Origin of the sequence: Streptomyces xanthochromogenes (assembly GCF_014650455.1) — a bacterium.
GTDB classification, from domain to species: domain Bacteria; phylum Actinomycetota; class Actinomycetes; order Streptomycetales; family Streptomycetaceae; genus Streptomyces; species Streptomyces xanthochromogenes.
Genome location: NZ_BMUZ01000002.1, coordinates 751,446 through 775,275, shown reverse-complemented (window position 1 = coordinate 775,275; position 23,830 = coordinate 751,446). Strand labels below are relative to the sequence as shown.

Here is a 23,830-nt window from a genome sequence, read left to right as displayed (position 1 = left end):
CGCCGGACCCGGCGCGGGCCCCCCTCGTCCGGGGGACGTGCACGCGAGGCACCCACACCCCCACCTCCTCCCCGGCCGATCGCCCGACATGTCCGTTGCGATCAGTCTGCGGTGAAGTCGCGGCGCACGCACGGCGGCCGCCCACCGGAAGGCTCCGGTGGGCGGCCGCGAACGAGCCGTGCGGGGTCAGGCACCCACGGCGTGCAGACCGCCGTCGACGTGGATGATCTCGCCCGTGGTCTTCGGGAACCAGTCCGAGAGGAGCGCGACGACGCCCTTGCCGGCCGGCTCGGGGTCGGCCATGTTCCACTCCATCGGGGAGCGGTGGTTCCACACGTCCGCGAGCTCGGCGAAGCCGGGAATGGACTTGGCGGCCATGGAGCCGATCGGTCCCGCCGAGATCAGGTTGCAGCGGATGTCGTCCTTGCCCAGGTCCCGGGCCATGTACCGGGAGGTGGCCTCCAGGGCGGCCTTGGCCGGGCCCATCCAGTCGTACTGCGGCCAGGCGAACTGCGCGTCGAAGGTGAGGCCGACGACCGCGCTGCCCGGGGCGAGCAGCTCGCGCAGCGACATGGTGAGCGACTTCAGCGAGAACGCCGAGACGTGCATGGCGGTGGCGACCGACTCGAACGGCGTGTTCAGGAAGTTGCCGCCGAGCGCGTCCTGCGGGGCGAAGCCGATGGAGTGCACGATGCCGTCGAGGCCACCGAGCTCCGCCTTGACCAGGCCCGCGATCCGGTCCAGGTGCTCCTGGTTGGTCACGTCGAGCTCAAGCACCTTGGCGGGCTTGGGGAGCTTCTTGGCGATGCGCTCGGTCAGGGTCGGCCGCGGGAAGGCGGTCAGAATGACCTCGGCGCCCTGCTCCTGAGCCAGCTTCGCGGCGTGGAAGGCGATGGAGGACTCCATCAGCACACCGGTGATCAGGATGCGCTTGCCCTCGAGAATTCCGCTCATGGTGATCAGTGACCCATGCCCAATCCGCCGTCAACCGGGATGACGGCTCCAGTGATGTACGAGGCGTCGTCCGAGGCGAGGAACTTCACCGCGGCGGCGATCTCCTCGGGCTGCGCGTAGCGGCCCAGCGGCACCTGGGACACGATGCCCGAGCGCTGCTCCTCGGTGAGCACCTTGGTCATGTCGGTGTCGACGAAACCGGGTGCCACGACGTTGAAAGTGATGTTCCGGGACCCGAGCTCACGCGCGAGCGACCGGGCGAAGCCCACGAGGCCGGCCTTGGAGGCGGCGTAGTTGGCCTGTCCCGCCGAGCCGAGCAGCCCCACGACGGAGGAGATCAGCACCACGCGGCCCTTCTTGGCGCGCAGCATCGCACGGTTGGCGCGCTTGACGACGCGGAAGGTGCCGGTGAGGTTCGTGTCGAGGACGGAGGTGAAGTCGTCCTCGGACATGCGCATCAGGAGCTGGTCCTTGGTGACGCCGGCGTTGGCGACCAGGACCTCGACGGGACCGTGCTTGTCCTCGATCTCCTTGTAGGCCTGCTCCACCTGCTCGGTGTCCGTGATGTCGCACTTGACGGCCAGGACACCCAGTTCGGTCAGGGCGGCCGGCGGCTCTCCGGTGCGGTACGTGATCGCGACCTTGTCGCCGCTGTCGGCAAAAGCGCGGGCGATGGCGAGGCCGATGCCCCGGTTACCTCCGGTGATGAGAACCGAGCGGCTCAACGGATCACCCTTTCGATAGGCGGATTCGTACTCCCCGCAAACTATCGGTACCGCCCGACTTACGAGGAATCGGGCCGTGACAGTGGCGCGGAACGAGCGCTGTCGGGTCCCTACAGAAAGGGCGTAGTCACGAGGCCCGCCGACGCGACATGATCGGGGCGACCGGTCTCGTACGACAGGGGAGACAGCTGTGCCATCAGGGACCCATTCCATCGACGAAGCCTTCACGGCGCTGCCGCTGCGGGCACTCGCCGACGCGGCGCTCGCGCGGGCCCGCGCGCTCGGTGCCGATCATGCCGACTTCCGCTTCGAGCGGGTGCGCAGCGCCGCCTGGCGGCTGCGGGACGCGCGGCCCGCCGGTTCCTCGGACACCACCGACCTCGGCTATGCGGTGCGGGTGGTGCACGGCGGCGCCTGGGGGTTCGCCTCCGGGGTCGACCTCTCGATGGACGCGGCGGCCAAGGTCGCCTCCCGGGCGGTGGCCATGGCCAAGCTGTCCGCGAAGGTCATCGCGGCCGCGGGGTCGAACGAGAGGGTCGAGCTCGCGGACGAGCCGGTGCACTCCGAGAAGACCTGGATCTCCGCGTACGAGATCGATCCCTTCAGCGTGCCGGACGGGGACAAGAGCGCCCTGCTCGCCGACTGGAGCGCGCGGCTGCTCGGCGCGGCCGGGGTCGAGCACGTGGACGCGTCCCTGCTCACGGTGCACGAGAACAAGTTCTATGCGGACACCGCGGGCACCGTGACCACCCAGCAGCGGGTGCGGCTGCACCCGCAGGTCACGGCGATCGCGGTGGACCGCACGACCGGCGAGTTCGACTCGATGCGCACCATCGCGCCGCCGGCCGGGCGCGGCTGGGAGTACCTGACCGGCACCGGCTGGGACTGGGACGCGGAGCTGGAGGAGATCCCGTCGCTTCTGGCCGAGAAGATGCGGGCGCCCGGCGTCGAGGGCGGCCGCTACGACCTCGTGGTGGACCCGTCCAACCTGTGGCTGACCATCCACGAGTCGATCGGCCACGCCACCGAGCTGGACCGCGCGCTCGGCTACGAGGCGGCGTACGCGGGCACCTCGTTCGCCACGTTCGACCAGCTGGGCAAGCTGGCGTACGGCTCGGGGGTGATGAACGTGACCGGCGACCGGACCGCCGAGCACGGGCTCGCCACCATCGGCTACGACGACGAGGGCGTGGCGGCGCAGTCCTGGGACCTGGTGAAGGACGGCACCCTGGTCGGCTACCAACTCGACCGCCGCATCGCGAAGTTGACCGGTCTCGGGCGTTCCAACGGCTGCGCCTTCGCCGACTCCCCCGGGCACGTGCCGGTCCAGCGGATGGCGAACGTCTCGCTGCAGCCGGACCCGGGCGGGCTCTCCACGGAGGATCTGATCGGCGGGGTCGAGCGCGGCATCTACGTGGTCGGCGACCGTTCGTGGTCGATCGACATGCAGCGCTACAACTTCCAGTTCACCGGCCAGCGCTTCTTCCGCATCGAGAACGGGCGCCTCGCGGGCCAGCTCCGCGACGTCGCCTACCAGGCGACCACCACCGACTTCTGGGGCTCGATGGAAAAGGTCGGCGGCCCCCAGACCTACGTCCTGGGCGGCGCCTTCAACTGCGGCAAGGCCCAGCCGGGCCAGATCGCCGCGGTCTCCCACGGCTGCCCCTCCGCCCTGTTCCGCGGCGTCAACATCCTCAACACCACGCAGGAGGCGGGTCGATGATGCACGGGTCCCAGCACAGCGGCCCCGGCCGGGGGTCCGGGGGGCGTCCCCCGGGTCAGCACAGTCTCAACACCACGCAGGAGGCGGGTCGATGATGCACGGGTCCCAGCACAGCGCCCCCGGCCGGGGGTCCGGGGGGCGTCCCCCGGGTCAGCACAGTCTCAACACCACGCAGGAGGCGGGTCGATGAGCTCCCGTACGACCGTCAAGCCGCACGAGATCGTCGAGCGGGCCCTGGAGCTTTCCACCGCCGACGGCTGTGTCGTCATCGCCGACGAGCACTCCTCGGCGAACCTGCGCTGGGCCGGGAACGCACTGACCACCAACGGCGTCACCCGGGGGCGGACCCTGACCGTGATCGCGACGGTGGACGGCGCCGAGGGCACCGCCTCCGGTGTCGTGTCGCGCTCGGCCGTCACCGCCGACGACCTGGAGCCCCTGGTGCGCGCCGCCGAGGCGGCCGCGCGCGGCGCCGGGCCCGCCGAGGACGCCCAGCCGCTGGTCACCGGCGTCCCGGCGTCGGCCGACTTCACCGACGCCCCCGCGGAGACGACCTCCGCCGTGTTCACCGACTTCGCGCCCGCCCTGGGCGAGGCCTTCGCACGGGCCCGGGCCGGCGGCCGCGAGCTGTACGGCTTCGCCAACCACGAACTGAGCTCCACCTACCTCGGCACCTCCACGGGCCTGCGGCTGCGGCACGACCAGCCCAACGGCACGCTGGAGCTCAACGCCAAGTCCCCGGACCGGGCCCGCTCGGCCTGGGCGGGGCGGGCGACGGCGGACTTCAAGGACGTCGACCCGGCCGCCCTCGACGAGGAGCTCGCCCGCCGGCTCGGCTGGGCCGAGCGCCGCGTCGAACTGCCGGCCGGACGCTACGAGACGCTGCTGCCGCCGACCGCCGTGGCCGATCTGCTGATCTACCAGATCTGGTCGGCGGCGGCCCGGGACGCCGCCGAGGGCCGGACCGTCTTCTCGAAGCAGGGCGGCGGTACCCGCGTCGGCGACACCCTCTCCCCGCTCCCGCTCACGTTGCGCAGCGACCCGAACGAGCCGGGCCTTGAGTACGCGCCGTTCCAGGTGGCGCACTCCTCGGGCGACACGGAGTCGGTGTTCGACAACGGGCTCCCGCTGACCGCGACCGACTGGATCCGCGCGGGCCGCCTGGAGAACCTGGTCACCACCCGGCACAGCGCCGCCCTGACCGGCCTGCCGCTCGCCCCGTCCGCCGGCAACCTGATCCTGGACGGCGGCGGCGAGCGCACCCTGGACGAAATGGTCGCCGCCACCGAGCGCGGACTGCTCCTCACGTGCCTGTGGTACATCCGCGAGGTGGACCCGGCGACCCTGCTCCTGACCGGTCTGACCCGGGACGGGGTGTACCTCGTCGAGAACGGCGAGGTGGTCGGCGAGGTGAACAACTTCCGGTTCAACGAGTCGCCGGTCGACCTCCTGTCGCGGGCCACCGAGGCGGGCCGTACCGGGAAGACCCTGCCCCGGGAGTGGAACGACTACTTCACCCGGACCGCGATGCCCGCGCTGCGCATCCCCGACTTCAACATGAGTTCGGTCAGCCAGGGCGTATAACCTCGGTGCTGTCAGTAAGCACGTCTGAAGGAGACAAGAGACCCGTGACGGACATCGTCGACGAACTGCAGTGGCGTGGGCTGATCGCCCTCTCCACTGACGAGGACGCATTGCGCAAGGCGTTCGCGGACGGTCCCGTCACGTTCTATTGCGGCTTCGACCCGACCGCGCCCAGCCTGCACCTGGGCAACCTGGTGCAGATCCTCACCATGCGCCGGATCCAGCTCGCGGGGAACCGGCCGCTGGGCCTGGTCGGCGGAGCCACCGGCCTGATCGGCGACCCGAAGCCCAACTCGGAGCGCACGCTGAACGCGCCGGAGGTCGTCGCGGGGTGGGTCGAGCGGCTGCGCGGCCAGATCGAGCGGTTCCTCGACTTCGAGGGCCCGCACGCCGCGACCATGGTCAACAACCTCGACTGGACGTCGGGCCTGTCGGCCATCGACTTCCTGCGGGACGTCGGCAAGTACTTCCGGGTCAACAAGATGATCGCGAAGGAGGCCGTCTCGCGCCGGCTCAACTCCGACGCGGGCATCAGCTACACCGAGTTCAGCTACCAGATCCTGCAGGGCATGGACTTCCTGGAGCTGAACCGCCGGTACGGCTGCACGCTGCAGACCGGCGGCAGCGACCAGTGGGGCAACCTCACGGCGGGCACCGACCTGATCCACCGGGTCGAGCCCGACGCCGAGGTGCACGCCCTTGCCACGCCGCTGATCACCAAGGCGGACGGCACCAAGTTCGGCAAGACGGAGTCCGGCACGGTCTGGCTCGACCCCGAGCGGACCACGCCGTACGCGTTCTACCAGTTCTGGCTGAACGCGGACGACCGGGACGTCTCGAAGTTCCTGCGGATCTTCAGCTTCAAGTCCCGCGAGGAGATCGAGGAGCTGGAAAAGCTCACCGAGGAGCGCCCGCAGGCGCGCGCCGCACAGCGGGCGCTCGCCGAGGAGCTGACCACGCTGGTGCACGGCGCCGACCAGTGCGCGGCGGTCGTCGCCGCGTCCAGGGCGCTGTTCGGCCAGGGCGAGCTCGCGGAGCTCGACGAGGCGACGCTGACCTCCGCCCTGTCCGAGCTGCCGAACGCCAAGGTGGCCGCGCTCGGCCCGGTCACCGACCTGTTCGCCGAGGTGGGCCTGGTCGCCAGCAAGTCGGCGGCCCGCCGCACCGTGAAGGAGGGCGGCGCCTACGTGAACAACGTGAAGGTGACGGCCGAGGACGCGGTGGCCACGGCGGAGGACCTCCTGCACGGACGCTGGCTGGTGCTGCGCCGGGGCAAGAAGAACCTGGCGGCCGTCGAGCTCGTCGGCGCCTGACCGGTACCGGCGCACAGGCGTCGACGCCCGACCGGTGAACGGCGCACAAGGGGGCGGCTCCTTCGCGGAGCCGCCCCCTTGTGCCGTGCCGTCAGGCTCTCTTGATGCCGTGCCGTCAGGCTCTCTGCTTGTTGCCCCGCACCGCCATGTAGAGCATGTCGCCCAGGAAGACGATGACGACGGCGGCCGCGATCTGCAGCCCGTGCCGGCCCCAGTCGATGCCCTTGGTCTCTGCGATCCCGATCGCCCGGGCGATCGAGTTGCCGACCACGCCGCCGATGATGCCGAAGATGGTGGTCAGCCAGAGCGGACTGTGCTGCTTGCCGGGAATGATCGCCTTGGCGATGAGACCGAGCACGAATCCCACGATGATGGCCCACAACCAGCCCATGGCTGCCTCCTTGTACGGCTCGACGTGAGCAGGTTCAGCCAGTGTCGGCCCGTCCTCGGTACGGCGCATGTCGGATACGTCCATACGTGGCGGGTACGGGGGCATCCGCGCAGGTTGGAGCCGCCCCGGTCTCGAACCCGGCGGACCCGCGGCGTACGGTGATAGCAGTCCGGGCCGGGGAGAGCCCGCCGTGGAACTCGGGTGGTGGAACGTGATGCGGAAGCAGAGCAGCGGCCAGGTCTTCCGGATCACCGGAGCCCGCCGGTCGCTCGACGAGGACGTCAGGGGCAGGCAGCGCCGCTATGTGATCTCGATGTCGGTCCGCACCGTTTCGGTGGTGCTGACCGCAGTGCTGTGGAACGTTGAGCGTCCTGTCGCCATCGTGACTCTGGTGCTGGGCGCGCTGTTGCCCTATGTGGCGGTCGTGTTCGCCAACGCGGGCCGGGAGAACGTGACTTCACTGCCCTCCACCTTCATCCCCGCCCCTGTCCGGCCCGCCCTCGGCGCGGCCCCCGTGGGCGGCCCCGCGGAATCCCCGACGGAAGCCGCGGACGGTGACCCGGAGTGGCGTTCACGCGAACGCGGCTGATCGGGCACCGGTCGGCGAAGCTCAATAAAACCTCAGATCAATCATGAAGTTCCGGTGCACCACACCGGGTCCCCCATGACATACTTCGTAAGCGCTCCGCATCCCCCGTCGGAGCGACGGACCGACGCCGGGCAGCTCCCCCCGTGGCTGCTCGGCGTCGCCATTTGTACGGGGCTTCGTACCGGGCCGCATGCCGCACAATTGTCTCTGTGAGTGACGAGACCAGCGCCGAGACCCCCATCTGTTCCGCCAAGGGCTGCCGCGCCGACGCCGTGTGGGTGCTCGCGTGGAACAACCCGAAGATCCACACCCCGGAGCGCCGCAAGACGTGGCTCGCGTGCGGAGAGCACCGCGAGCACCTGTCCCAATTCCTGGGCGTACGGGGCTTCTTGAAGGATGTGGTGACGCTCGCCGAGTGGGAGTCGGCCGGCTCAGCCGCCGATCGCTGACATCGGGCGGTCGGGCTGCAGGAACGAGGGGTCGTCGAGACCGGAACCGGCCTTCTTGCCCCACATCGCCAGCTTCCACAGGCGGGCGATCTCCTCGTCACCGGCGTCCGAGCGCAGGGCCGCGCGCAGGTCGGACTCCTCGCGGGCGAACAGGCAGGTGCGCACCTGGCCGTCGGCGGTGAGCCGGGTCCGGTCGCAGGAGCCGCAGAACGGGCGGGTCACCGAGGCGATGACGCCCACGGTGTGCGGGCCGCCGTCGACCACCCAGCGCTCGGCGGGCGCCGAGCCCCGCTCGTCGTCGCCCTCGGGGGTCAGCGTGAAGCGCGTACGCAGCGAGGCGAGGATGTCACCGGCGGTGATCATGCCGTCGCGCTTCCAGCCGTGCTGGGCATCCAGCGGCATCTGCTCGATGAAGCGGAGCTCGTAGTCGTGCTCGACGGCCCAGGCCAGCAGGTCGGGGGCCTCGTCGCCGTTGAGGCCCGGCATCAGGACGGTGTTGACCTTGACCGGGGTCAGGCCCGCCTCGCGGGCGGCCGCCATGCCCTCGATGACGTCCTTGTGACGATCGCGCCTGGTCAGCGTCTTGAAGACCTCGGGCCGCAGGGTGTCGAGTGAGACGTTGACCCGGTCGAGGCCCGCCGCCTTCAGGGCCGCGGCGGTGCGCTTGAGGCCGATGCCGTTGGTGGTGATCGACATCCGGGGGCGCGGCTCCAGGGCGGCGCAGCGCTCGACGATCCCGACCAGGCCGGGGCGCAGCAGCGGCTCGCCGCCGGTGAAGCGGACCTCGGTGATGCCGAGGTCGGTGACGGCGATGCGGATGAGACGGACGATCTCGTCGTCGGTCAGCAGATCGGGCTTGGCCAGCCACTGCAGGCCCTCTTCCGGCATGCAGTACGTGCACCGCAGATTGCACCGGTCGGTGAGCGAGACGCGAAGGTCGGTGGCCACCCGGCCGTAGGTGTCGATGAGCACTTGTGGGCCCCCTCCCCTGTCCGTCGACGTCCGGCCGGAGTTCGGTCGAACGTCTGCCGAATGTGTATACAGCCGAGCCTACGCGAGACCTACGACAACGGGAGGGGCCGATTGTCACGAGGTGCGGCGAGGCCGTGTCGTAGGGTCCTACGACACGGCCTCGGCCGCCCGCCGTGCGGACGTACGTCGCGGGCGGCCCTCAGTGGGCGCCGATGCCCGTCAGGGACTTCACCTCCAGCTCGGCGTACTTGCCCCGGTCGGGCTCCTCCTTGGAGAGCAGCGATCCGATCCAGCCGAGCAGGAAGCCCAGCGGGATCGAGATGAGGCCCGGGTTCTCCAGCGGGAACCAGTGGAAGTCGACCCCCTTGAACATGGACGTCTTCGGGTTGCCGGAGACGACGGGCGAGAACAGCACCAGGAACACCGAGCTGAACAGGCCGCCGTAGATCGACCAGAGGGCGCCCTGGGTGGTGAAGCGCTTCCAGAACAGGCTGTAGAGGATGGTCGGCAGGTTCGCGGAGGCGGCCACCGCGAAGGCGAGCGCGACCAGGCCCGCCACGTTCATGTCGCGGGCGAAGGCGCCGAGCAGGATCGCGACCGCGCCGATGAAGACGGTGGCCCACCGCGCGGCCCGCATCTCCTCCTTCTCGGTCGCCTTCCCCTTGCGGATGACGTTGGCGTAGATGTCGTGCGCGAAGGAGGAGGACGAGGCGAGGGTGAGGCCGGCGACCACGGCGAGGATGGTCGCGAAGGCGACCGCCGAGATCACCGCGAGCAGGGTCGCGCCGCCGGTGGTGCCGACGCCGCCGCCGAGGTACTCGGCGAGCTGCGGGGCCGCGGTGTTGCCCGCCGGGTTCTGCGCCTTGATGGCCGCGGGCCCGACCAGGGCCGCGGCGCCGAAGCCGAGCGCGATCGTCATCAGGTAGAAGGCGCCGATGATGCCGATCGCCCAGTTCACCGACTTCCGGGCGGCCTTGGCGGTGGGCACCGTGTAGAAACGGATCAGGATGTGCGGCAGGCCCGCGGTGCCGAGCACCAGGGCGATGCCCAGCGAGATGAAGTCCAGCTTGGACGTGCCGCTCACGCCGTACTTGAGGCCCGGCTCCAGGAACGCCGCGCCCTTGCCGCTCTTCTCCGCGGCGCTGCCGAGCAGGTCGGAGACGTTGAAGTGGAACTTGAGCAGCACCAGGAAGGTCATGAGGAGCGCGCCCGCGATGAGCAGCACGGCCTTGACCATCTGCACCCAGGTGGTGCCCTTCATGCCGCCGATGGTGACGTACACGATCATCAGGACGCCGACCAGGGCGACGATGAGGATCTTGCCGGCGTCGGTGGTGATGCCGAGCAGCAGCGAGACGAGGACACCGGCGCCGGCCATCTGCGCGAGCAGGTAGAAGATCGACACGACGATCGTGGAGGCACCGGCCGCGGTGCGCACGGGGCGCTGCCGCATCCGGTAGGCGAGCACGTCGCCCATCGTGTAGCGGCCGGAGTTGCGCAGCGGCTCGGCGACCAGCAGGAGCGCCACCAGCCAGGCGACCAGGAAGCCGATCGAGTAGAGGAAGCCGTCGTAGCCGAACAGGGCGATGGCGCCGGCGATGCCGAGGAAGGACGCGGCGGACATGTAGTCGCCGGAGACGGCGAGGCCGTTCTGGAAGGCGGTGAACTGGCGGCCGCCCGCGTAGAAGTCGGAGGCGTTCTTGGTCTGCCGGCCGGCCCAGACGGTGATGGCGAGGGTCGCGGCGACGAACACCGCGAACAGGGTGATGATCAGTGGCCGGTGTTCGGTGGTCGAGACGGCGGCGAGCGGGACGAGGGCGGGGCTCATGCGTCGGCCTCCATACGGGACTTGATGGCCTCGGCCTTGGGGTCGAGCTTCGCCGCGGCGTGCCGCGAGTAGAGCCAGGCGATGAGGAAGGTGGTCAGGAACTGGGCGAGGCCGAAGACGAAGGCCACGTTGATGTTGCCGATGACCTTGGTGCCCATGAAGACGCCCGCGTAGCTGGACAGCAGCACGTACAGCAGGTACCAGGCGATGAAGGCGACGGTCAGCGGGAAGGCGAACGAGCGGTGGGCGCGGCGGAGTTCACCGAATTCCGCGCTCTGCTGCTCCGCGACGAATGCCTCGGTGCTGGGCTGGACTGGGCCGGGGGCCGCCCCGGCTTCGGGCGGCGGCGCGTCGGTGGCCACGGAATCTCCTCGCGATGTGGAAGCGGATGGGGAGGGTGGTGCGGCGAGCGGTGCGGGGGGTGCTGCGGATGCGGACGGCGGTGCGGGCGGCGGTGGGGACGTGGATGCGGCGGGCGCGGACAGGTCGGACACGGGGTCTCCGCTGGGGAGGGGATGCGGTCCCCCTGACAACGGCACGGGGCGCGGGCCGTCTCGGTTCAGTCCGGCCGTTTTCTCCTTGGCGCATCCTGCGCGGGCGCATGGCTCGTTCCGTGCTCCCCCGGGGCGCGACTGTGCGACTTTCTCCGCGAACTCGGCGGAAGGCGTTGATCCGCCGGGATGATCGGCGATAGCTTCACTGCTCAACGCGCCCGTCCGGCCCCGGCGCCCGGCGGGCGGTCTCAAGAGCCGGTGTTCCTCAGCGCGCCGTCGTCCCGCTCCTCCGCGTCGACTTCGGCTTCCGCTCCTCCATACGCTCCTTTTCCGCTACGTACCGAGAGTTCCGCCAACCCCATGGAGACCCCATGCCGTTGCACATCTCCCGTACGCGCCGCGCCGTCGCGGCCTCGGCGGGCCTGGCCACCGCCGTCGCGCTCGCGCTGCTCCCCGGCACCGCGTCGGCCGCCTCGGACGGCGCCGGGTCCGTCGCCCCGAAGGCGGCCGCGACCGCCGGTCCCGAGCTGAGCTACATCGTCAACGTCCGCCCCGGGCAGGGGAATTCGGCCCGGGTCCAGAGAGCCGTGGCCCAGGCGGGCGGCTCGGTGCTCCAGGCCTACGACCGGATAGGCGTGCTCGTCGTGCACTCCGCGAACGCGGACTTCGCCAAGACGATCCGCAAGGTCCGGGGCGTCGACTCGGCGGGCGCCACCCGCACCGCCCCGCTGCCCGCGCAGTCCACCACCGACGTGGGCAGCCCGAAGCACCTCACGGCCGAGGACCTCAAGGCCGCCTCCGCGAAGGCCGCGCCGGGCGAGGACCCCCTGGAGCCGCTCCAGTGGGACCTGAAGGCGATCAAGGCGGACAAGGCGCACGAGAAGACGCTGGGCAGCTCCAAGGTCACGGTCGGCGTGATCGACACGGGCGTCGACGACACCCACCCCGACATCGCGCCCAACTTCGACCGGGCCAAGTCGGTCAGCTGCATCACCGGCAAGCCGGACACCACGGACGGCGCCTGGCGGCCGTTCACCACCGGCGGCTCCCCGCACGGCACCCATGTCGCGGGCGAGATCGCGGGCGCCAAGAACGGCGTGGGCATCACGGGGGTGGCGCCCGGGGTGAAGGTCGCGGCCATCAAGGTGTCCACACAGGGCGGCAGCTTCTTCTACACCGAGGCCGTGGTCTGCGGCTTCGTGTGGGCGGCCGAGCACCACATCGACGTGACGAACAACAGCTATTACACCGACCCGTGGTACTTCAACTGCAAGAACGACCCCGACCAGAAGGCGCTGGTCGAGGCGATCACCCGGGCCTCGAAGTACGCGGAGTCCAAGGGCACGGTGAACGTGGCGGCGGCCGGCAACGAGAACTACGACTTCGCGGCCGACTCGATCACCGACCCCGCCTCTCCCAACGACACCACCCCGGGCAGCCGGGTGATCGACCCGCGTGAGTGCCTGGACATCCCGACCCAGCTGCCGGGTGTGGTGACGGTCGCGTCGACCGGCGCCAAGGGCATCAAGTCGTCGTTCTCCAACTACGGGTTCGGCGTCATCGACATCGCGGCTCCCGGCGGCGACTCGACCGCGTACCAGCCGCCGCAGGCCCCGGCCACCAGCGGTCTCATCCTCGGCCCGGTACCCGGCGGAACGTGGGCCTACATGGCCGGCACGTCGATGGCGACGCCCCATGTGGTGGGTGTGGCAGCCCTGTTGAAGTCGACGCACCCGCACGCGTCGGCGTTCCAGATCAAGGCGCTGCTCGCGCTGCAGGCGGACCGGACGCCGTGCACGACGCCGTACGACATCGACGGCGACGGGAAGGCGGACGCGGTCTGCCAGGGCGGGAAGTTCTACAACGGCTTCTACGGGGCGGGCATCACCAACGCCCTCAACGCCGTGAAGTAGCAGGGTAGTCGACGAGCCGAAGGGGCCGCCCGCTGTGCGGACGGCCCCTTCGGTGTGCGGCGTCCCGCTACGGCTTGACGAGGACCTTCAGGGCGGTGCGCTCGTCCATCGCCCGGTAGCCGTCGGGCACGCCCTCGATGCCGACCGTGCGGTCGAAGACCGGGGACGGGTCGATGGTGCCGTCGAGGACGTCGGCGAGCAGCTCGGGGATGTAGGTGCGGACGGGGGCGACACCGCCGCGCAGCGCGATGTTGCGGTCGAACATGACGCCGAGGTCGAGCCCGGTGCCGCTGCCGTGCGGGACGCCGACGTAGCCGATGGCGCCGCCGTCGCGGGTGATGTCCACGGCGGTGCGCATGGACTGCTCGGTGCCGACGGCCTCGATGACGGCGTGCGCGCCCTGGCCGCGGGTCAGCTCGCGCACCGCGGCCACGGCGGCCTCGCCGCGCTCGGCGACGACGTCGGTGGCGCCGAAGAGCTTCGCGATGTCGGTGCGGACCTGGTGGCGGCCGAGCGCGATGATGCGCTCCGCGCCGAGCCGCTTGGCGGCGAGCACCCCGCACAGGCCGACGGCGCCGTCACCGACGACGGCGACGGTCGAGCCGCGCCGGACGCCGGCGCCGATGGCCGCGTGGTGGCCGGTGCCCATGACGTCGGACAGCGCGAGCAGCGCGGTGAGCAGACGGTCGTCGGAGGCTGCCTCGGCGGGCAGCTTGACGAGGGTGCCGTCGGCGAACGGCACGCGGACGGCTTCGCCCTGGCCGCCGTCGGAGCCGACCGAGCCCCAGAAGCCGCCCTGCGGGCAGGAGGTGGTGAGGCCCTCGGAGCAGAAGTCGCAGGTGCCGTCGGACCAGACGAAGGGCGCGACGACGAGGTCGCCCTTGCGCAGGCCGCGCACCTCTGAGCCCGCCTCCTCGACGATGCCGAGGAACTCGTGGCCGATGCGCTGCCCGGGCTGTCGCGCGGACTCGCCGCGGTAGGCCCACAGGTCGCTGCCGCAGATGCAGGCCCGCAGGACCCTGACGACCGCGTCGGTGGACACCTGGATGCTGGGGTCCGGCACCTCCTCCACCCGGATGTCGTGGGGGGCGTGGATGACGGTCGCGCGCATACTGCAGGTCCTTGCCGGTCAGAGGGTGCTTCGGGACTCCTCACGGTACGCCTGTGCGAGAAGTGCCTGCGCCCCGAGATAGGTCAGCATGATCCAGAAGTCGGGGCGTGGCGGCTGCGGCCACTCCGCGACACCGGTGGCGATGAGGGTGTCGGAGAGCAGGAACAGGGCGCCGCCGAGGCCGACGAGCGGGCCGAGCCGCGAGGAGCGGTAGGCCATCGCGGTCAGCAGCAGGCTGTATCCGGCGACCGGGACGCGCAGCCCGGCGGGCAGGTCGGGCCAGAGTGCGGCGACGGTGGCCACCAGGGCGATCCCGTACGCGGCGCCGAGCCCGGGATGCGTGCGGCCCCGCCCGAACAGGAGGAGGTAGCAGACGTGCCCGGCGGCGAAACAGCCCATGCCGAGCAGGAAGGCGGCATCCGCGCCCGAGAGCAGGAACACATCGCCGCCCCAGCCGCACAGCAGCGCGGCGATGAGCAGCCGCGGCCCGCCCCGCGCGTACACGTGCGCGGCGAGCAGGGGCATGAGGAGCGGCTTGGCGATCAGGTGCCCGGGGTGCCAACCGGCGAGCAGGGCGACGAGGTCGAGGGCGCCGGCCGCCGCGAAGGCGAGGAGGAGCGGGGTGACCGCGGCGGGGTGCCGCGGGCCCGCGCCCGCCCGGGTCCCGACCTCGACGGTGTCCGCGTCCGGTCGCGTCATACGGCGCGCTCCGCCACGGCGGCGGCCCCGGTGACCGGCTCGGCCTGGGTAATCGGCTCCGCCGGGGTGACCGTCGCCTTCGGCTGCCAGCCCGGGCCGCGGAAGATCCGCCCGGCCCGCTCCGGCCAGGTGCGGGCGGCGCGTACGTCGCGGGCGATGGCGGCGTACTCGTGGGTGGCGACGCGCAGCGGGTTGTGGGTGGCGATGTTCTTGGTGAGCCCGAACACGGGCCGCTCGGTCTCGGCGGTGAACGAGCCGAACATCCGGTCCCAGACGATCAGGATGCCGCCGAAGTTGCGGTCGAGGTAGCCGCCCTGCGAGGCGTGGTGCACCCGGTGGTGGGAGGGCGTGTTGAGGACGAACTCGAAGGGGCGGGGCAGCTTGCCGACCCGCTCGGTGTGCACCCAGAACTGGTAGACGAGGTTCGCCGAGGAACAGAACGCGAGCACCGCCGGGTGCACGCCGAGCGCGATGAGCGGCACGTAGAACGGCCACACGGTCCAGGACGTCCAGGGCTGGCGCAGCGCGGTGGTGAGGTTGAACTTGCGGCTGGAGTGGTGCACCACGTGGCAGGCCCACAGGATGCGGATCACATGGTGGCCGCGGTGCGACCAGTAGTAGAAGAAGTCCTGCCCGAGCAGCATCAGCGGCACGGTCCACCACAGGACCGGGATCGCGAGCGGGGTGAGGGCGTAGACCGCCGTGTAGAGGGCGACGATCGGAATCTTCCACAACGCGTCGAAGACCAGACTGCCGAGCCCCATGCCGACGCTGGTGGCGGCGTCCTTCGTCTCGTACCCGGCGGCGTCCTCGTCCGGATGGAGCCGGTAGCTCACCATCTCCACGACGGTGAGCAGCACGAAGGCGGGTATCGACCACAGCACGACATCGGGCAGGTTCGGCGACATGCCTGCACCGTAGGGGCGGGGCGGCGGCCCCGGCTAGATGTTGTTACCGACAAGTATGCGAGACGCGTTGTCAGCAGGCTTTGGTGAGTTCCGCCAATCGGAGTGAGCGGGCGCGGCGTACGATCGCTGGCACCGGTGCGCTCTGGTGGAGGCAACTGCGGTGCCAGGCATGGAAGTTGTGGTCGCGCGTCTCGCGAGCACGGTGGTCTCCACGGTCGCGAAGTCGCTCCTGGCCCCCCGGCCGGGCGCCGGCCTGGTCGCCGGGCCGCTGCGCCCCTCGCCCGGACCCGCCTCCCCGGACCGCCTGGCGAAGGCCCTCGGCCACCGCCCCCGCGAGGCGGGGTGAGCCCTCGGGCGCTCCGCGAGCGAATGGCCGCTCGACAAGGCGTACATCAGCCTGGCCGTCAGCGGCGAGCCCCGTCAGGCGATGGGGCTGCCCGCCCCCGGGGCGGCGACGGTCAGTGTCGAGCAGGCACTGGCCGGTACCGACCGGCTGCACCTGCGCGGCCCGGCGGGCTCGGGCAAGTCCACGCTGGTGCGGTGGCCGGCCCTGAACGCCGCCCGCGGGACCCTCAGCCCCGAACTGGGCGACTGGAACAGGTGCGTTCCCTTCCGAGCGGTGTCGCCGCCCTGGAGGAACTCGGCATCGGATGCCTGGCCATCGAGGTCCAGGGTGCCGAACACATCCCGCCCGAACGCCTGCAACGAGTCTGAGCCCCCTACACCCCCACCGCCCCCAGCAGCACCCCCGCCCCATAGGTGACCCCCATGGCCACCGCGCCCCCACCCACGTTCCGCCAGATCGCGCGGCCCGCCGGGGCGGAGCCGAGGCGGGCGCTGCCCCAGCCCGTCAGGGCGAGCGCGGCCAGGACCGAGCCGACCGTCACGTAGAGGCGGACCGGGGCCGGTGGCAGCACGATGGCGAGGAGGGGGAGCAGCGCGCCCGCCGTGAAGGCGAGGAAGCTGGCCCAGGCCGCGTGCCAGGGGTTGGTGAGTTCATCGGGGTCGATGCCGAGCTCGACACTGGCGTGCGCGCGCAGCGCGTCGCGTTCGGTGAGCTGGAGGGCGGCCTCGCGGGCCACATCATCGCTGAGGCCCCGGTCCGCCAACAGGCCGGCCAGCTCGGCGAGTTCGGCCTCGGGCGAGTCCTTCAGCTCGCGCCGCTCCTGCGCGAGCGCGGCCTTCTCGGAGTCGCGCTGGGTGGAGACGGAGACGTACTCGCCGGCCGCCATGGACATGGAACCGGCGAGCAGTCCGGCCAGGCCCGCCGTCAGGAGGGCCGAGCGGGAGTCCGTCGCCCCGGCCACGCCGACGACGAGACCGGCGGTGGAGACGATGCCGTCGTTGGCGCCGAGGACCGCGGCCCGCAGCCAGTTGAGCCGCGAGCCGAGCGCCCCGTGGTGCGCCTCGTCGTGCTGGTCGGTTGCACTCATGCGGGGCAGGTTCTCACCCCGCCCCTCACCACACGCGCACCGACCCGCCCCGGGCGAACGCCGGGCTGGAGGCCTCGGCGGGGATCTTTTCGAGCGGCTCGGCGATCTCCGCCACCGTCGGGCCGACCCGGGCCGCGATCCCGTCCAGGAAGGGGAGGTCGAAGCCGTAGACGCGGGCCGCGTTGCCGCCGGCCATCGCCGCGACCTCGTCGCGGGGCAGGCCCGCGTAGGCGATCCGCAGGCCCTCCCGGGAGAACGGCGTGGTGCCCTCGTCGTGCGGGTAGTCGCTGCCCCACATGATCTTGTCGAGGCCGATCCGGTCCCGCAGCGGCACCTCGTGCGGCCGCATGAAGCTCGCGCCGACGAAGCAGTTGTCCCGCCACACCTGGGAGGGACCCTTGCCCATGGACCGGGCGAGGCCCGCGCCGAACTTGGACTCCGCCGTGGACGCCTTCGTCGCGGCCGCCACCAGACGCCCGTGGTAGTAGTCCAGCATGTCCAGAACGCCGGGAATCCAGCCCGAACCCTGCTCGGTGAGGACGAGTTCGAGGGACGGGTGCCGGTTGAAGGCGCCGCCGAAGATCAGGTGCCACAGCGCCCGGTGCGAGAACCAGGTCGTCTCCACCATGAACACCGCCCGCGCCGCCGGCTCCTCCCCCAGCGGCGGGGATGCGGACCCGCCGTGGTGGTTGACCGGCACGTCGAGTTCCGCGCACACCGCCCAGATCGGGTCGTACACGTCGGAGTAGAGCTCGGGGACCCCCGAGCCGGGCGGGGCGCCCGGCAGCAGGATGCCGCCGGTCAGGCCCGCCTCCTTGACCCGGCGGATCTCGCGGACCGCCTCCTCGACGTCGTTCAGGAGGATCTGGGCGACGCCCGCCCGGCGCCCCGGCGCCTCGGCACAGAAGTCGGCGAGCCAGCGGTTGTGGGCGCGCAGGCCCGCCCAGCGCTGCTCGAACTCCTCCCGGGTGGGCGCCGGTGCCATGAGGGAGGCGGAGGGGAAGAACGGCGGGATCGTGTTGGGGAAGACGACCTCCGCGACGATGCCGTCCTCCTCCAGCTCCGCCAGCCGACGGGCCGAGTTCCAGTTGCGGTCGGCGGTGTCGGCCATCAGGTCCTCGTACGGGTTGACGTACGTGGCCGCCCACGCGTCGAAGGCGTCGTGGTGCTTCGACTCCAGATAGGGCCGGTAGTCCAGGAGGTCGGCTCCGGCGTGGCAGTCCGCCGAGATGACGGTGTAGCGCTCGGTCACCGGTCCACCCCCAGGACGGGGAAGTCGTGTTCGGTCAGCCAGTGCCGGCCCACCTCGCGCGAGCGCGCCCAGGACGCCTCGACGGCCAACTGGTCGTCGGGCTGCCCCAGTTCGGCCGGGGTCGGCCCGATCCGGCGGGCGATCGGTGCCAGCTTCGCGGTGTCGAAGCCGAAGACCTCGGCCGCCGCGAGGCCGAGCATCCGCCGGGTCTCGTTCACCGGGATGTCGTGGAAGGTGTTCTTCAGCCACTCACGCGTGTTCGGCCACGTCCCTTCCGGATGCGGGAAGTCGGAGCCCCACAGGATGTTGTCGACGCCGATCTCGTAGCGCTGGGCCAGCTCGCGGCGCTTGGTGTTGGTGGCGCAGACGAAGAGCTGCCGGTCGAGGTACTCGCTCGGCGGCCGCTTCAGCTCGGCGAAGGGCGAGAGCTTCTTGCCGCCGTGGGCGCCGAGGTAGAGGCGGTCCATGAACCAGAGCAGGTTCGGCAGCCACCAGCAACCGGACTCCGCCACACCGAACTTGAGTCCGGGGTGGCGCTCGAAGACGCCCGACCACAGCAGGAACCACAGGGGGCGGGCGGGCCACCACGTCACCTCGGACACATAGATGCCCAGGTGTTCGCCGTATTCGTGGCGCGGGGCCGCACCCGAGTGGGTCACCAGCGGCATCGCGGTCTCGGCGGCCGCCGCCCAGACGGGGTCGTAGCGGCGGTCGTGGTAGGGAGCCCGGTCCACCCACATGGACGGGATCATCAGCGCGCCGAGCCCGGACTCCTTGGCCCGGTGGATCTCGGCGACCACCCGGTCGACCTCGCCCGTGACGGGCAACAGGGCGACCCCGCAGTGCCGTTCGGGGTTCTGGCCGACGAACTCGGCGAGCCAGCGGTTGTGCGCCTGCGCGCCCGCCATGCCGAGGTCGGGGTCCTGGTCGCCGGAGAGGCCGAGGCCCACGCCGAAGGGGGCGGCGGTGCGGCTGTCGACGGCGTCCGCGTCGGGGAAGACGACCTCGCCGGCCACGCCGTCGCCGTCGAGCTCCTTGAGGCGCTGCACCGCGTCCCAACCGCCGCGCAGGCCCTGCTCGTTGTCGCTGAACCAGCGGTCGGCGAAGGCCTCGTTGCGTACGCCGAGCCGGGTCATCTCCGCGCGGCGGCGGTCGCGCCCCGCGAGGAACTCGTCGAACTCCCGGTGGAAACGGGAGTCCAGGTAGGGCCGGTACTCCTCGGTGGGCAGACCGGCGTGGCAGTCGGAGGAGATGATCAGGTACGGGTCGTTCTGCTCGTTCGGCGCCGCCGTCAGGCGCTGTGCCGCCGTCACGCTCGATGCTGTCGTCTCGTTCTGTGCTGTCGTCTCGTTCTGTGCTGTCGTCTCGTTCTGTGCTGTCGTCTCGTTCTGTGCTGTCATCGCACGTCCCTCGTCAGTCCAGGATGAAGCTTTCCAGGTACGCCGGGTTCGCCCGGTCGAGCATCGACCGCGAACGGGCTCTGATCTGCCGGTCGCTGTGCTCGCTCGCGGGCAGCATCCAGAACCGGTCGGCGCGGATTCCGTCGACGACCTCCGCCGCGACGGCCTCGACCGGCGTGAACTCGATCTCGTGGCCGGCCTCCTTCATGGCCGACTCCCACTGGTCGAGGCTGCGGTAGGGGGTCTTGCGCGGCCGCTCCTTGGCGAAGCGCTCGGGCCGGTTGCGGTGCGACTCCCACAGGCCGGTGCGCAGCATGTGCGGCCCGGGGAAGAGCACCGACGCGCCGATCGGAACGCCCTCGGCCTTCAGGTGCGCGTACAGGGACTCGGTCATCGTGACGACCGCCGACTTGGTGACGGCGTACACGGACGCGGTCGGCAGCGGGGCGATTCCGCCGTCGCCGGATGAGGTGTTGACGATCCGGCCGGGCCCGCCGCCCGCGATCATCCGGGGCACGAAGGCCTGGATGCCGTGGAAGACGCCCCACACGTTGACCGCGAAGGCCCACTTCCAGTCGTTGACCTCGTGCTCCCACATCCGGCCCTCGGCACCCGAGCCGACCCCGGCGTTGTTGCACAGCACGTGCACCGCCCCGAAGCGCTCGTACGCGGCGTCCGCGAGGGCGAGCACCGAGTCCCGCTCGCTGACGTCGACGGTTCTGGCCAGCACCTCGGCCCCGTCCTCGCGCAGCTGCCCGGCCGCCTTCTCCAGGGCACCCTCCTCGACGTCGGCGAGGACGACCTTCAGCCCCTCGGCGGCGAACCGCCGGGCCATCGCGAGCCCGATTCCGCTCGCCGCGCCGGTGACGACGGCGACCTGCCCCTGCCCGAGCTCCATGGTCAGACGCTCCCCTCGGGCGGCCCGTCCAGGATCTGCTGGGGGTCGTCGTAGCGCTGGTGGATGTACGGCAACAGGGCCTGGGCGCTGACGCGTTCGGCCACGGTGCCCTTCTGGTCGGTGGTCTTCTCGCCGATGGTGATCTCGACGACGCGGCGCACCGGCAGGTCGGCGACGGGGTCGTACATCGACTCGCGCAGCACCACGTCGCCCGTGATCTTCTCCAGCTTGCGCACCTTCTCGTTGCGTACGCAGTGGACGAGGACGGGGTCGGCGTCGAAGCCCTCGCCGTCGACGGCCGGCAGGAACTTGAAGTAGAAGTCGGTCTTGCGCGTCGGCTCGGGCAGCGGCAGCGGCCCGTCGACGGCGCCCCGCACCTCGACGAACGCGATCCCGTGCCGGGCGAGCGAGGCCCGCACGACCAGGCCGTCGCGCTCGACGTCCACCTCGCCGAGCTTCTTCGGCTCGCCGAACACCTCGCGGCCGCCGATCAGGGCCCGCTCGTGGGTCATCGGCATGACGAGCGGATACCAGCCCTCCTGCCCGTCGTGGACGGCGGCGACCGCGACCGATCCGGCACCGAGCGGATAGCCGGGCAGGTCGACCTTGCTGATGTTGGCCCGCACCAGCGGGCGTTCGGCGGGCTTGAGCGGCGGCGGCAGGACGGCCGCGACCGCGTCGGGGTCGCTCTCCCAGACCGCCACCACGCCGGTCGACCAGATGTCGGGGAGCTTGGCGCTCGCGGTGCGCGCGGCCTGGATCTCGGCCTCGGTGCGTGCCCCGTACCGTACGCGTGCCATGTCGTACCACCCTTCGCAGGCTGTCTCTTCCGGGGGTCTGTAACACAGTTACACCGACCGCGATGAAGGGTAAAGAGCCGTGCACCGACGTGAATTGATGGAGCATCAGATATGGCGCGTACGTCGCTCACCCGCGAGGAGATCCTGGCCGCGGCCGGGTCCCTGGTCAGACAGCACGGGCCGGCGGCCCTGACCATGCGCAAACTCGCCGCCGAGCTCGGCACCGCGGTCACCTCGATCTACTGGCACGTCGGCAACCGCGAGTCGCTCCTGGACGCCCTGGTCGAGCGGACCGTCGAGGAGCTGGGCGAGATCCGGCCGCGCGGGCGCACCCCGGCCGCGCGCGTGCTCTCGGTCGCCCGCGCCCTGCGCCGCGAGCTGCGCGCCCGCCCGCACCTGATCGCCATGGTCCACGAACGCGGCCTGACCGACCGGATGTTCCTGCCCGCCCAGCAGGCCCTGGTCCACGAGGTGCACGCGGCGGGCCTGCGCGGCGCCCGCGCGGCGCGGGCGGTACGGGCCGTCCAGTTCCAGGTGGTCGGCCATGTCCTGATCGAGCGCAACCGGGAGCGCGCCCCCGTCCAGAGCCCGGCGGAGGAGGAACTGTGGCACCCCTCGACGGCCGAACACGACCCGGCCCTCGCACGGGCGCTGGCGGGGGCGGTGGACCAGGACCGGCTGTTCACCGACTCGGTACGGGCGCTCGTGGCGGGACTGTTCGCGGACCCGGGAGCGCAGGAAGCGGACCCGGGAGGACGGGATACGGACCCGGATGCGTAGGGAGCGCACCGGGTGGGGAGCGGGAAGCGGCCGTGGAAGGACGGGGTGCCGACTCGGGGACCGGGGGACTCGGGGACGCGGGAGGCGGACGCCCGGACCGGCCCGGCCGTGTGGCTCATTCCTCACCCGCTGCCCCGCGGGGGCGGCACCCGCATGCCCCGGCAGGGGCCCATGTCGCCTGCCGGGAGGCTCAGTTGAGGGACCGAAAGCGGCCGGAACCCTTCGGAGTCCGGGGGCCGGGGCCCGGGCCGGGCCCGCGCTGTCAGTCCGGCCCCGTATTCTCTGTGACCATGCTCGACGACCTGACGACAGCAGCGACGTGGCCGGCCGCCTACCCGCAGGGGTACGCGGTCGTCGACGTGGAGACCACCGGACTCGCCCGCGACGACCGGATAATCTCGGCTGCCGTCTACCGGCTCGACGCCCAGGGCAATGTCGAGGACCACTGGTACACGCTGGTCAATCCCGAGCGCGACCCCGGCCCGGTGTGGATCCACGGGCTGAGCAGCGACGTGCTCGAAGGCGCCCCGCTCTTCCCGGAGATCGCCGAGGAGTTCGCGGCGCGGCTCGACGGGCGGGTCCTGGTCGCGCACAACGCGATCTTCGACTGGCAGATGATCGCGCGCGAGTACGCACGGGCCCGGAGCACCGCGCCGGTCCGGCAGCGGCTGTGCACCATCGCCCTTTCGAAGGAACTGGCGCTGCCCCTGCCCAACCACAAACTGGAGTCGCTCGCCGCTCACTACGGCGTGGTGCAGCAGCGGGCCCACCACGCGCTCGACGACGCACGCGTGCTCGCCGAGGCGTTCCGGCCGAGCCTGCACGCGGCGGCGGCCGGCGGGGTGCGCCTCCCCCTGCTCGAATGCCGGCCGCTCACCGAGTGGACGGACTCCCCGGTCACCCCCCGCATCGGTTACCAGGCCTCCTACCGCAGCGGCTCGGGGACATGGCGGGCCTCGCGCAAGCGCCCGGCCTGCCCGTACCCCAACCCGGGGCGCTACGCGCCGGACCGGCCCCTGAAGCAGGGCATGCGGGTGGCGTTCTCCGGGGACACCTCCGTCGACCGCGAGCTCCTGGAGGACCGGGCCGTCGAGGCGGGCCTGCACGTGGCGACGAGCGTGTCGCGGCTCACGAGCCTGCTCGTCACCAACGACCCGGATTCGGCCACGTCCAAGACCGTCAAGGCGAAGTCGTTCGGCACCCCGGTCGTCGACGAGGCCGCCTTCACCCAGCTGCTCCGGGACGTGACACCGGCAGACGGGTGAGTTCCGGGGCGCGGCGCCCACCCCGTGCGCCGGTCAACCCCCACCCTGTGGCGCATGGCACGTTGCGAGGTCTGCGGAAACGACTACGGGATGTCCTTCGAGGTGCACGCGCAGGGCGCGGTGCACGTCTTCGACTGCTTCTCGTGCGCCATCCACCGCATGGCGCCCATCTGTGAACACTGCCGGGTCCAGATCATCGGCCAAGGGGTCGAGGTCGAGGGCGCCTGGTACTGCGGAGCGCACTGCGCCCGCGCGGAGGGAAAGGCGGGCATCGTCGACAAGGTCTGACCCTCCCCCGTCCGACCCCTCTCCCCGTCCGACCCTCTCCCCGGTCTCCCCCAATCTCCCC

Annotated in this window: 24 protein-coding genes; 10 read left to right on the top strand and 14 right to left on the bottom strand. The window is 71.4% G+C overall.

Going from position 1 to position 23,830, the window contains the following annotated elements:
• Positions 1–186 precede the first annotated feature (186 nt).
• Positions 187–954: an enoyl-ACP reductase FabI gene (gene fabI, locus IE267_RS07330; RefSeq protein WP_161245975.1), complete on the bottom strand. Its 768-nt coding sequence runs from the start codon at positions 952–954 to the stop codon at positions 187–189.
• Positions 955–959: 5 nt separating this feature from the next.
• The gene (fabG, locus tag IE267_RS07325) at positions 960–1,679 is read right to left on the bottom strand and encodes a 3-oxoacyl-[acyl-carrier-protein] reductase (RefSeq protein WP_167154211.1); all 720 of its coding nucleotides are present in this window, start codon (positions 1,677–1,679) and stop codon (positions 960–962) included.
• A gap of 211 nt (positions 1,680–1,890) precedes the next feature.
• On the opposite strand from fabG, the gene IE267_RS07320 reads away from it, so the two are divergent.
• From IE267_RS07320 to tyrS, 3 genes are all read left to right on the top strand, one after another.
• The gene (locus IE267_RS07320) at positions 1,891–3,402 is read left to right on the top strand and encodes a TldD/PmbA family protein (RefSeq protein ID WP_167156365.1); all 1,512 of its coding nucleotides are present in this window, start codon (positions 1,891–1,893) and stop codon (positions 3,400–3,402) included.
• A gap of 186 nt (positions 3,403–3,588) precedes the next feature.
• Entirely contained in the window at positions 3,589–4,986 is a 1,398-nt protein-coding gene (locus IE267_RS07315) for a metallopeptidase TldD-related protein (RefSeq protein WP_189762466.1), read from the top strand.
• A 44-nt stretch (positions 4,987–5,030) separates the two neighbouring features.
• Complete coding sequence (gene tyrS, locus IE267_RS07310) at positions 5,031–6,299, top strand: tyrosine--tRNA ligase (RefSeq protein ID WP_189762465.1); 1,269 nt, start codon at positions 5,031–5,033, stop codon at positions 6,297–6,299.
• Positions 6,300–6,414: 115 nt separating this feature from the next.
• Here the strand turns inward: tyrS and IE267_RS07305 are convergent, their stop codons facing one another.
• Positions 6,415–6,690 (bottom strand): GlsB/YeaQ/YmgE family stress response membrane protein, encoded by a 276-nt coding sequence (locus tag IE267_RS07305; RefSeq protein WP_161244563.1) that lies wholly within the window; start codon positions 6,688–6,690, stop codon positions 6,415–6,417.
• Positions 6,691–6,904: 214 nt separating this feature from the next.
• Here IE267_RS07305 and IE267_RS07300 point away from each other — a divergent pair, with 214 nt between their 5' ends.
• Both IE267_RS07300 and IE267_RS07295 read left to right on the top strand, forming a co-directional pair.
• A complete protein-coding gene (locus IE267_RS07300; protein ID WP_167156363.1) occupies positions 6,905–7,279 on the top strand; it encodes a DUF3099 domain-containing protein in 375 nt (124 codons plus the stop codon).
• A 200-nt stretch (positions 7,280–7,479) separates the two neighbouring features.
• The gene (locus tag IE267_RS07295; protein ID WP_373304488.1) at positions 7,480–7,728 is read left to right on the top strand and encodes a hypothetical protein; all 249 of its coding nucleotides are present in this window, start codon (positions 7,480–7,482) and stop codon (positions 7,726–7,728) included.
• On the opposite strand, the gene moaA is transcribed toward IE267_RS07295, so the two are convergent.
• The 3 genes from moaA to IE267_RS07280 all read right to left on the bottom strand — a co-directional run bounded on the left by moaA (position 7,711) and on the right by IE267_RS07280 (position 10,890).
• Entirely contained in the window at positions 7,711–8,700 is a 990-nt protein-coding gene (gene moaA, locus IE267_RS07290; protein WP_189762464.1) for a GTP 3',8-cyclase MoaA, read from the bottom strand. The two genes, IE267_RS07295 and moaA, sit on opposite strands and share 18 nt — an antisense overlap.
• 199 nt (positions 8,701–8,899) lie before the next feature.
• A complete protein-coding gene (locus IE267_RS07285) occupies positions 8,900–10,528 on the bottom strand; it encodes a monocarboxylic acid transporter (RefSeq protein ID WP_167154201.1) in 1,629 nt (542 codons plus the stop codon).
• The gene (locus IE267_RS07280) at positions 10,525–10,890 is read right to left on the bottom strand and encodes a DUF485 domain-containing protein (RefSeq protein ID WP_189762463.1); all 366 of its coding nucleotides are present in this window, start codon (positions 10,888–10,890) and stop codon (positions 10,525–10,527) included. The genes IE267_RS07285 and IE267_RS07280 overlap by 4 nt, the downstream gene beginning before the upstream one ends.
• Before the next feature lie 503 nt (positions 10,891–11,393).
• Between IE267_RS07280 and IE267_RS07275 the strand changes: the two genes are divergently transcribed.
• Positions 11,394–12,935 (top strand): S8 family peptidase, encoded by a 1,542-nt coding sequence (locus tag IE267_RS07275; RefSeq protein ID WP_167154197.1) that lies wholly within the window; start codon positions 11,394–11,396, stop codon positions 12,933–12,935.
• A 67-nt stretch (positions 12,936–13,002) separates the two neighbouring features.
• Here IE267_RS07275 and IE267_RS07270 read toward each other — a convergent pair whose 3' ends face one another.
• From IE267_RS07270 to IE267_RS07260, 3 genes are read right to left on the bottom strand one after another with little or no spacing between them, the layout of a single operon-like run.
• Positions 13,003–14,046: a zinc-dependent alcohol dehydrogenase family protein gene (locus IE267_RS07270; protein WP_161251981.1), complete on the bottom strand. Its 1,044-nt coding sequence runs from the start codon at positions 14,044–14,046 to the stop codon at positions 13,003–13,005.
• An 18-nt stretch (positions 14,047–14,064) separates the two neighbouring features.
• On the bottom strand, positions 14,065–14,745 hold the full coding sequence (locus IE267_RS07265) for a lysoplasmalogenase (protein ID WP_167154193.1): 681 nt from the start codon (positions 14,743–14,745) through the stop codon (positions 14,065–14,067).
• On the bottom strand, positions 14,742–15,653 hold the full coding sequence (locus IE267_RS07260) for a sterol desaturase family protein (protein ID WP_189762462.1): 912 nt from the start codon (positions 15,651–15,653) through the stop codon (positions 14,742–14,744). The genes IE267_RS07265 and IE267_RS07260 overlap by 4 nt, the downstream gene beginning before the upstream one ends.
• Positions 15,654–15,822: 169 nt before the next feature.
• Here IE267_RS07260 and IE267_RS07255 point away from each other — a divergent pair, with 169 nt between their 5' ends.
• Entirely contained in the window at positions 15,823–15,999 is a 177-nt protein-coding gene (locus tag IE267_RS07255; protein WP_189762461.1) for a hypothetical protein, read from the top strand.
• 373 nt (positions 16,000–16,372) lie between these two features.
• Here the strand turns inward: IE267_RS07255 and IE267_RS07250 are convergent, their stop codons facing one another.
• The 5 genes from IE267_RS07250 to IE267_RS07230 are packed head-to-tail and all read right to left on the bottom strand — an operon-like array spanning position 16,373 to position 21,436.
• Positions 16,373–17,086, bottom strand: coding sequence for a VIT1/CCC1 transporter family protein (locus IE267_RS07250; RefSeq protein ID WP_189762460.1), 714 nt, complete (start codon positions 17,084–17,086; stop codon positions 16,373–16,375).
• Positions 17,087–17,111: 25 nt separating this feature from the next.
• Positions 17,112–18,338: an amidohydrolase family protein gene (locus IE267_RS07245; RefSeq protein ID WP_189762459.1), complete on the bottom strand. Its 1,227-nt coding sequence runs from the start codon at positions 18,336–18,338 to the stop codon at positions 17,112–17,114.
• Positions 18,335–19,738 carry an amidohydrolase family protein gene (locus tag IE267_RS07240; protein ID WP_229860794.1) on the bottom strand — a complete coding sequence of 468 codons (1,404 nt, stop codon included), beginning with the start codon at positions 19,736–19,738 and terminating at the stop codon, positions 18,335–18,337. The genes IE267_RS07245 and IE267_RS07240 overlap by 4 nt, the downstream gene beginning before the upstream one ends.
• 13 nt (positions 19,739–19,751) lie before the next feature.
• On the bottom strand, positions 19,752–20,636 hold the full coding sequence (locus IE267_RS07235; protein ID WP_161250475.1) for an SDR family NAD(P)-dependent oxidoreductase: 885 nt from the start codon (positions 20,634–20,636) through the stop codon (positions 19,752–19,754).
• Positions 20,637–20,638: 2 nt separating this feature from the next.
• The gene (locus IE267_RS07230; RefSeq protein ID WP_161250473.1) at positions 20,639–21,436 is read right to left on the bottom strand and encodes an acetoacetate decarboxylase family protein; all 798 of its coding nucleotides are present in this window, start codon (positions 21,434–21,436) and stop codon (positions 20,639–20,641) included.
• A gap of 111 nt (positions 21,437–21,547) precedes the next feature.
• Here IE267_RS07230 and IE267_RS07225 point away from each other — a divergent pair, with 111 nt between their 5' ends.
• The 3 genes from IE267_RS07225 (at position 21,548) to IE267_RS07215 (ending at position 23,769) form a co-directional block, all read left to right on the top strand.
• Positions 21,548–22,216: a TetR/AcrR family transcriptional regulator gene (locus IE267_RS07225; protein WP_189762458.1), complete on the top strand. Its 669-nt coding sequence runs from the start codon at positions 21,548–21,550 to the stop codon at positions 22,214–22,216.
• A 284-nt stretch (positions 22,217–22,500) separates the two neighbouring features.
• A complete protein-coding gene (locus IE267_RS07220; protein ID WP_189762457.1) occupies positions 22,501–23,481 on the top strand; it encodes a DEDDh family exonuclease in 981 nt (326 codons plus the stop codon).
• Between the two features lie 54 nt (positions 23,482–23,535).
• Positions 23,536–23,769: a metallothionein gene (locus tag IE267_RS07215; RefSeq protein WP_114036065.1), complete on the top strand. Its 234-nt coding sequence runs from the start codon at positions 23,536–23,538 to the stop codon at positions 23,767–23,769.
• Positions 23,770–23,830 lie beyond the last annotated feature (61 nt).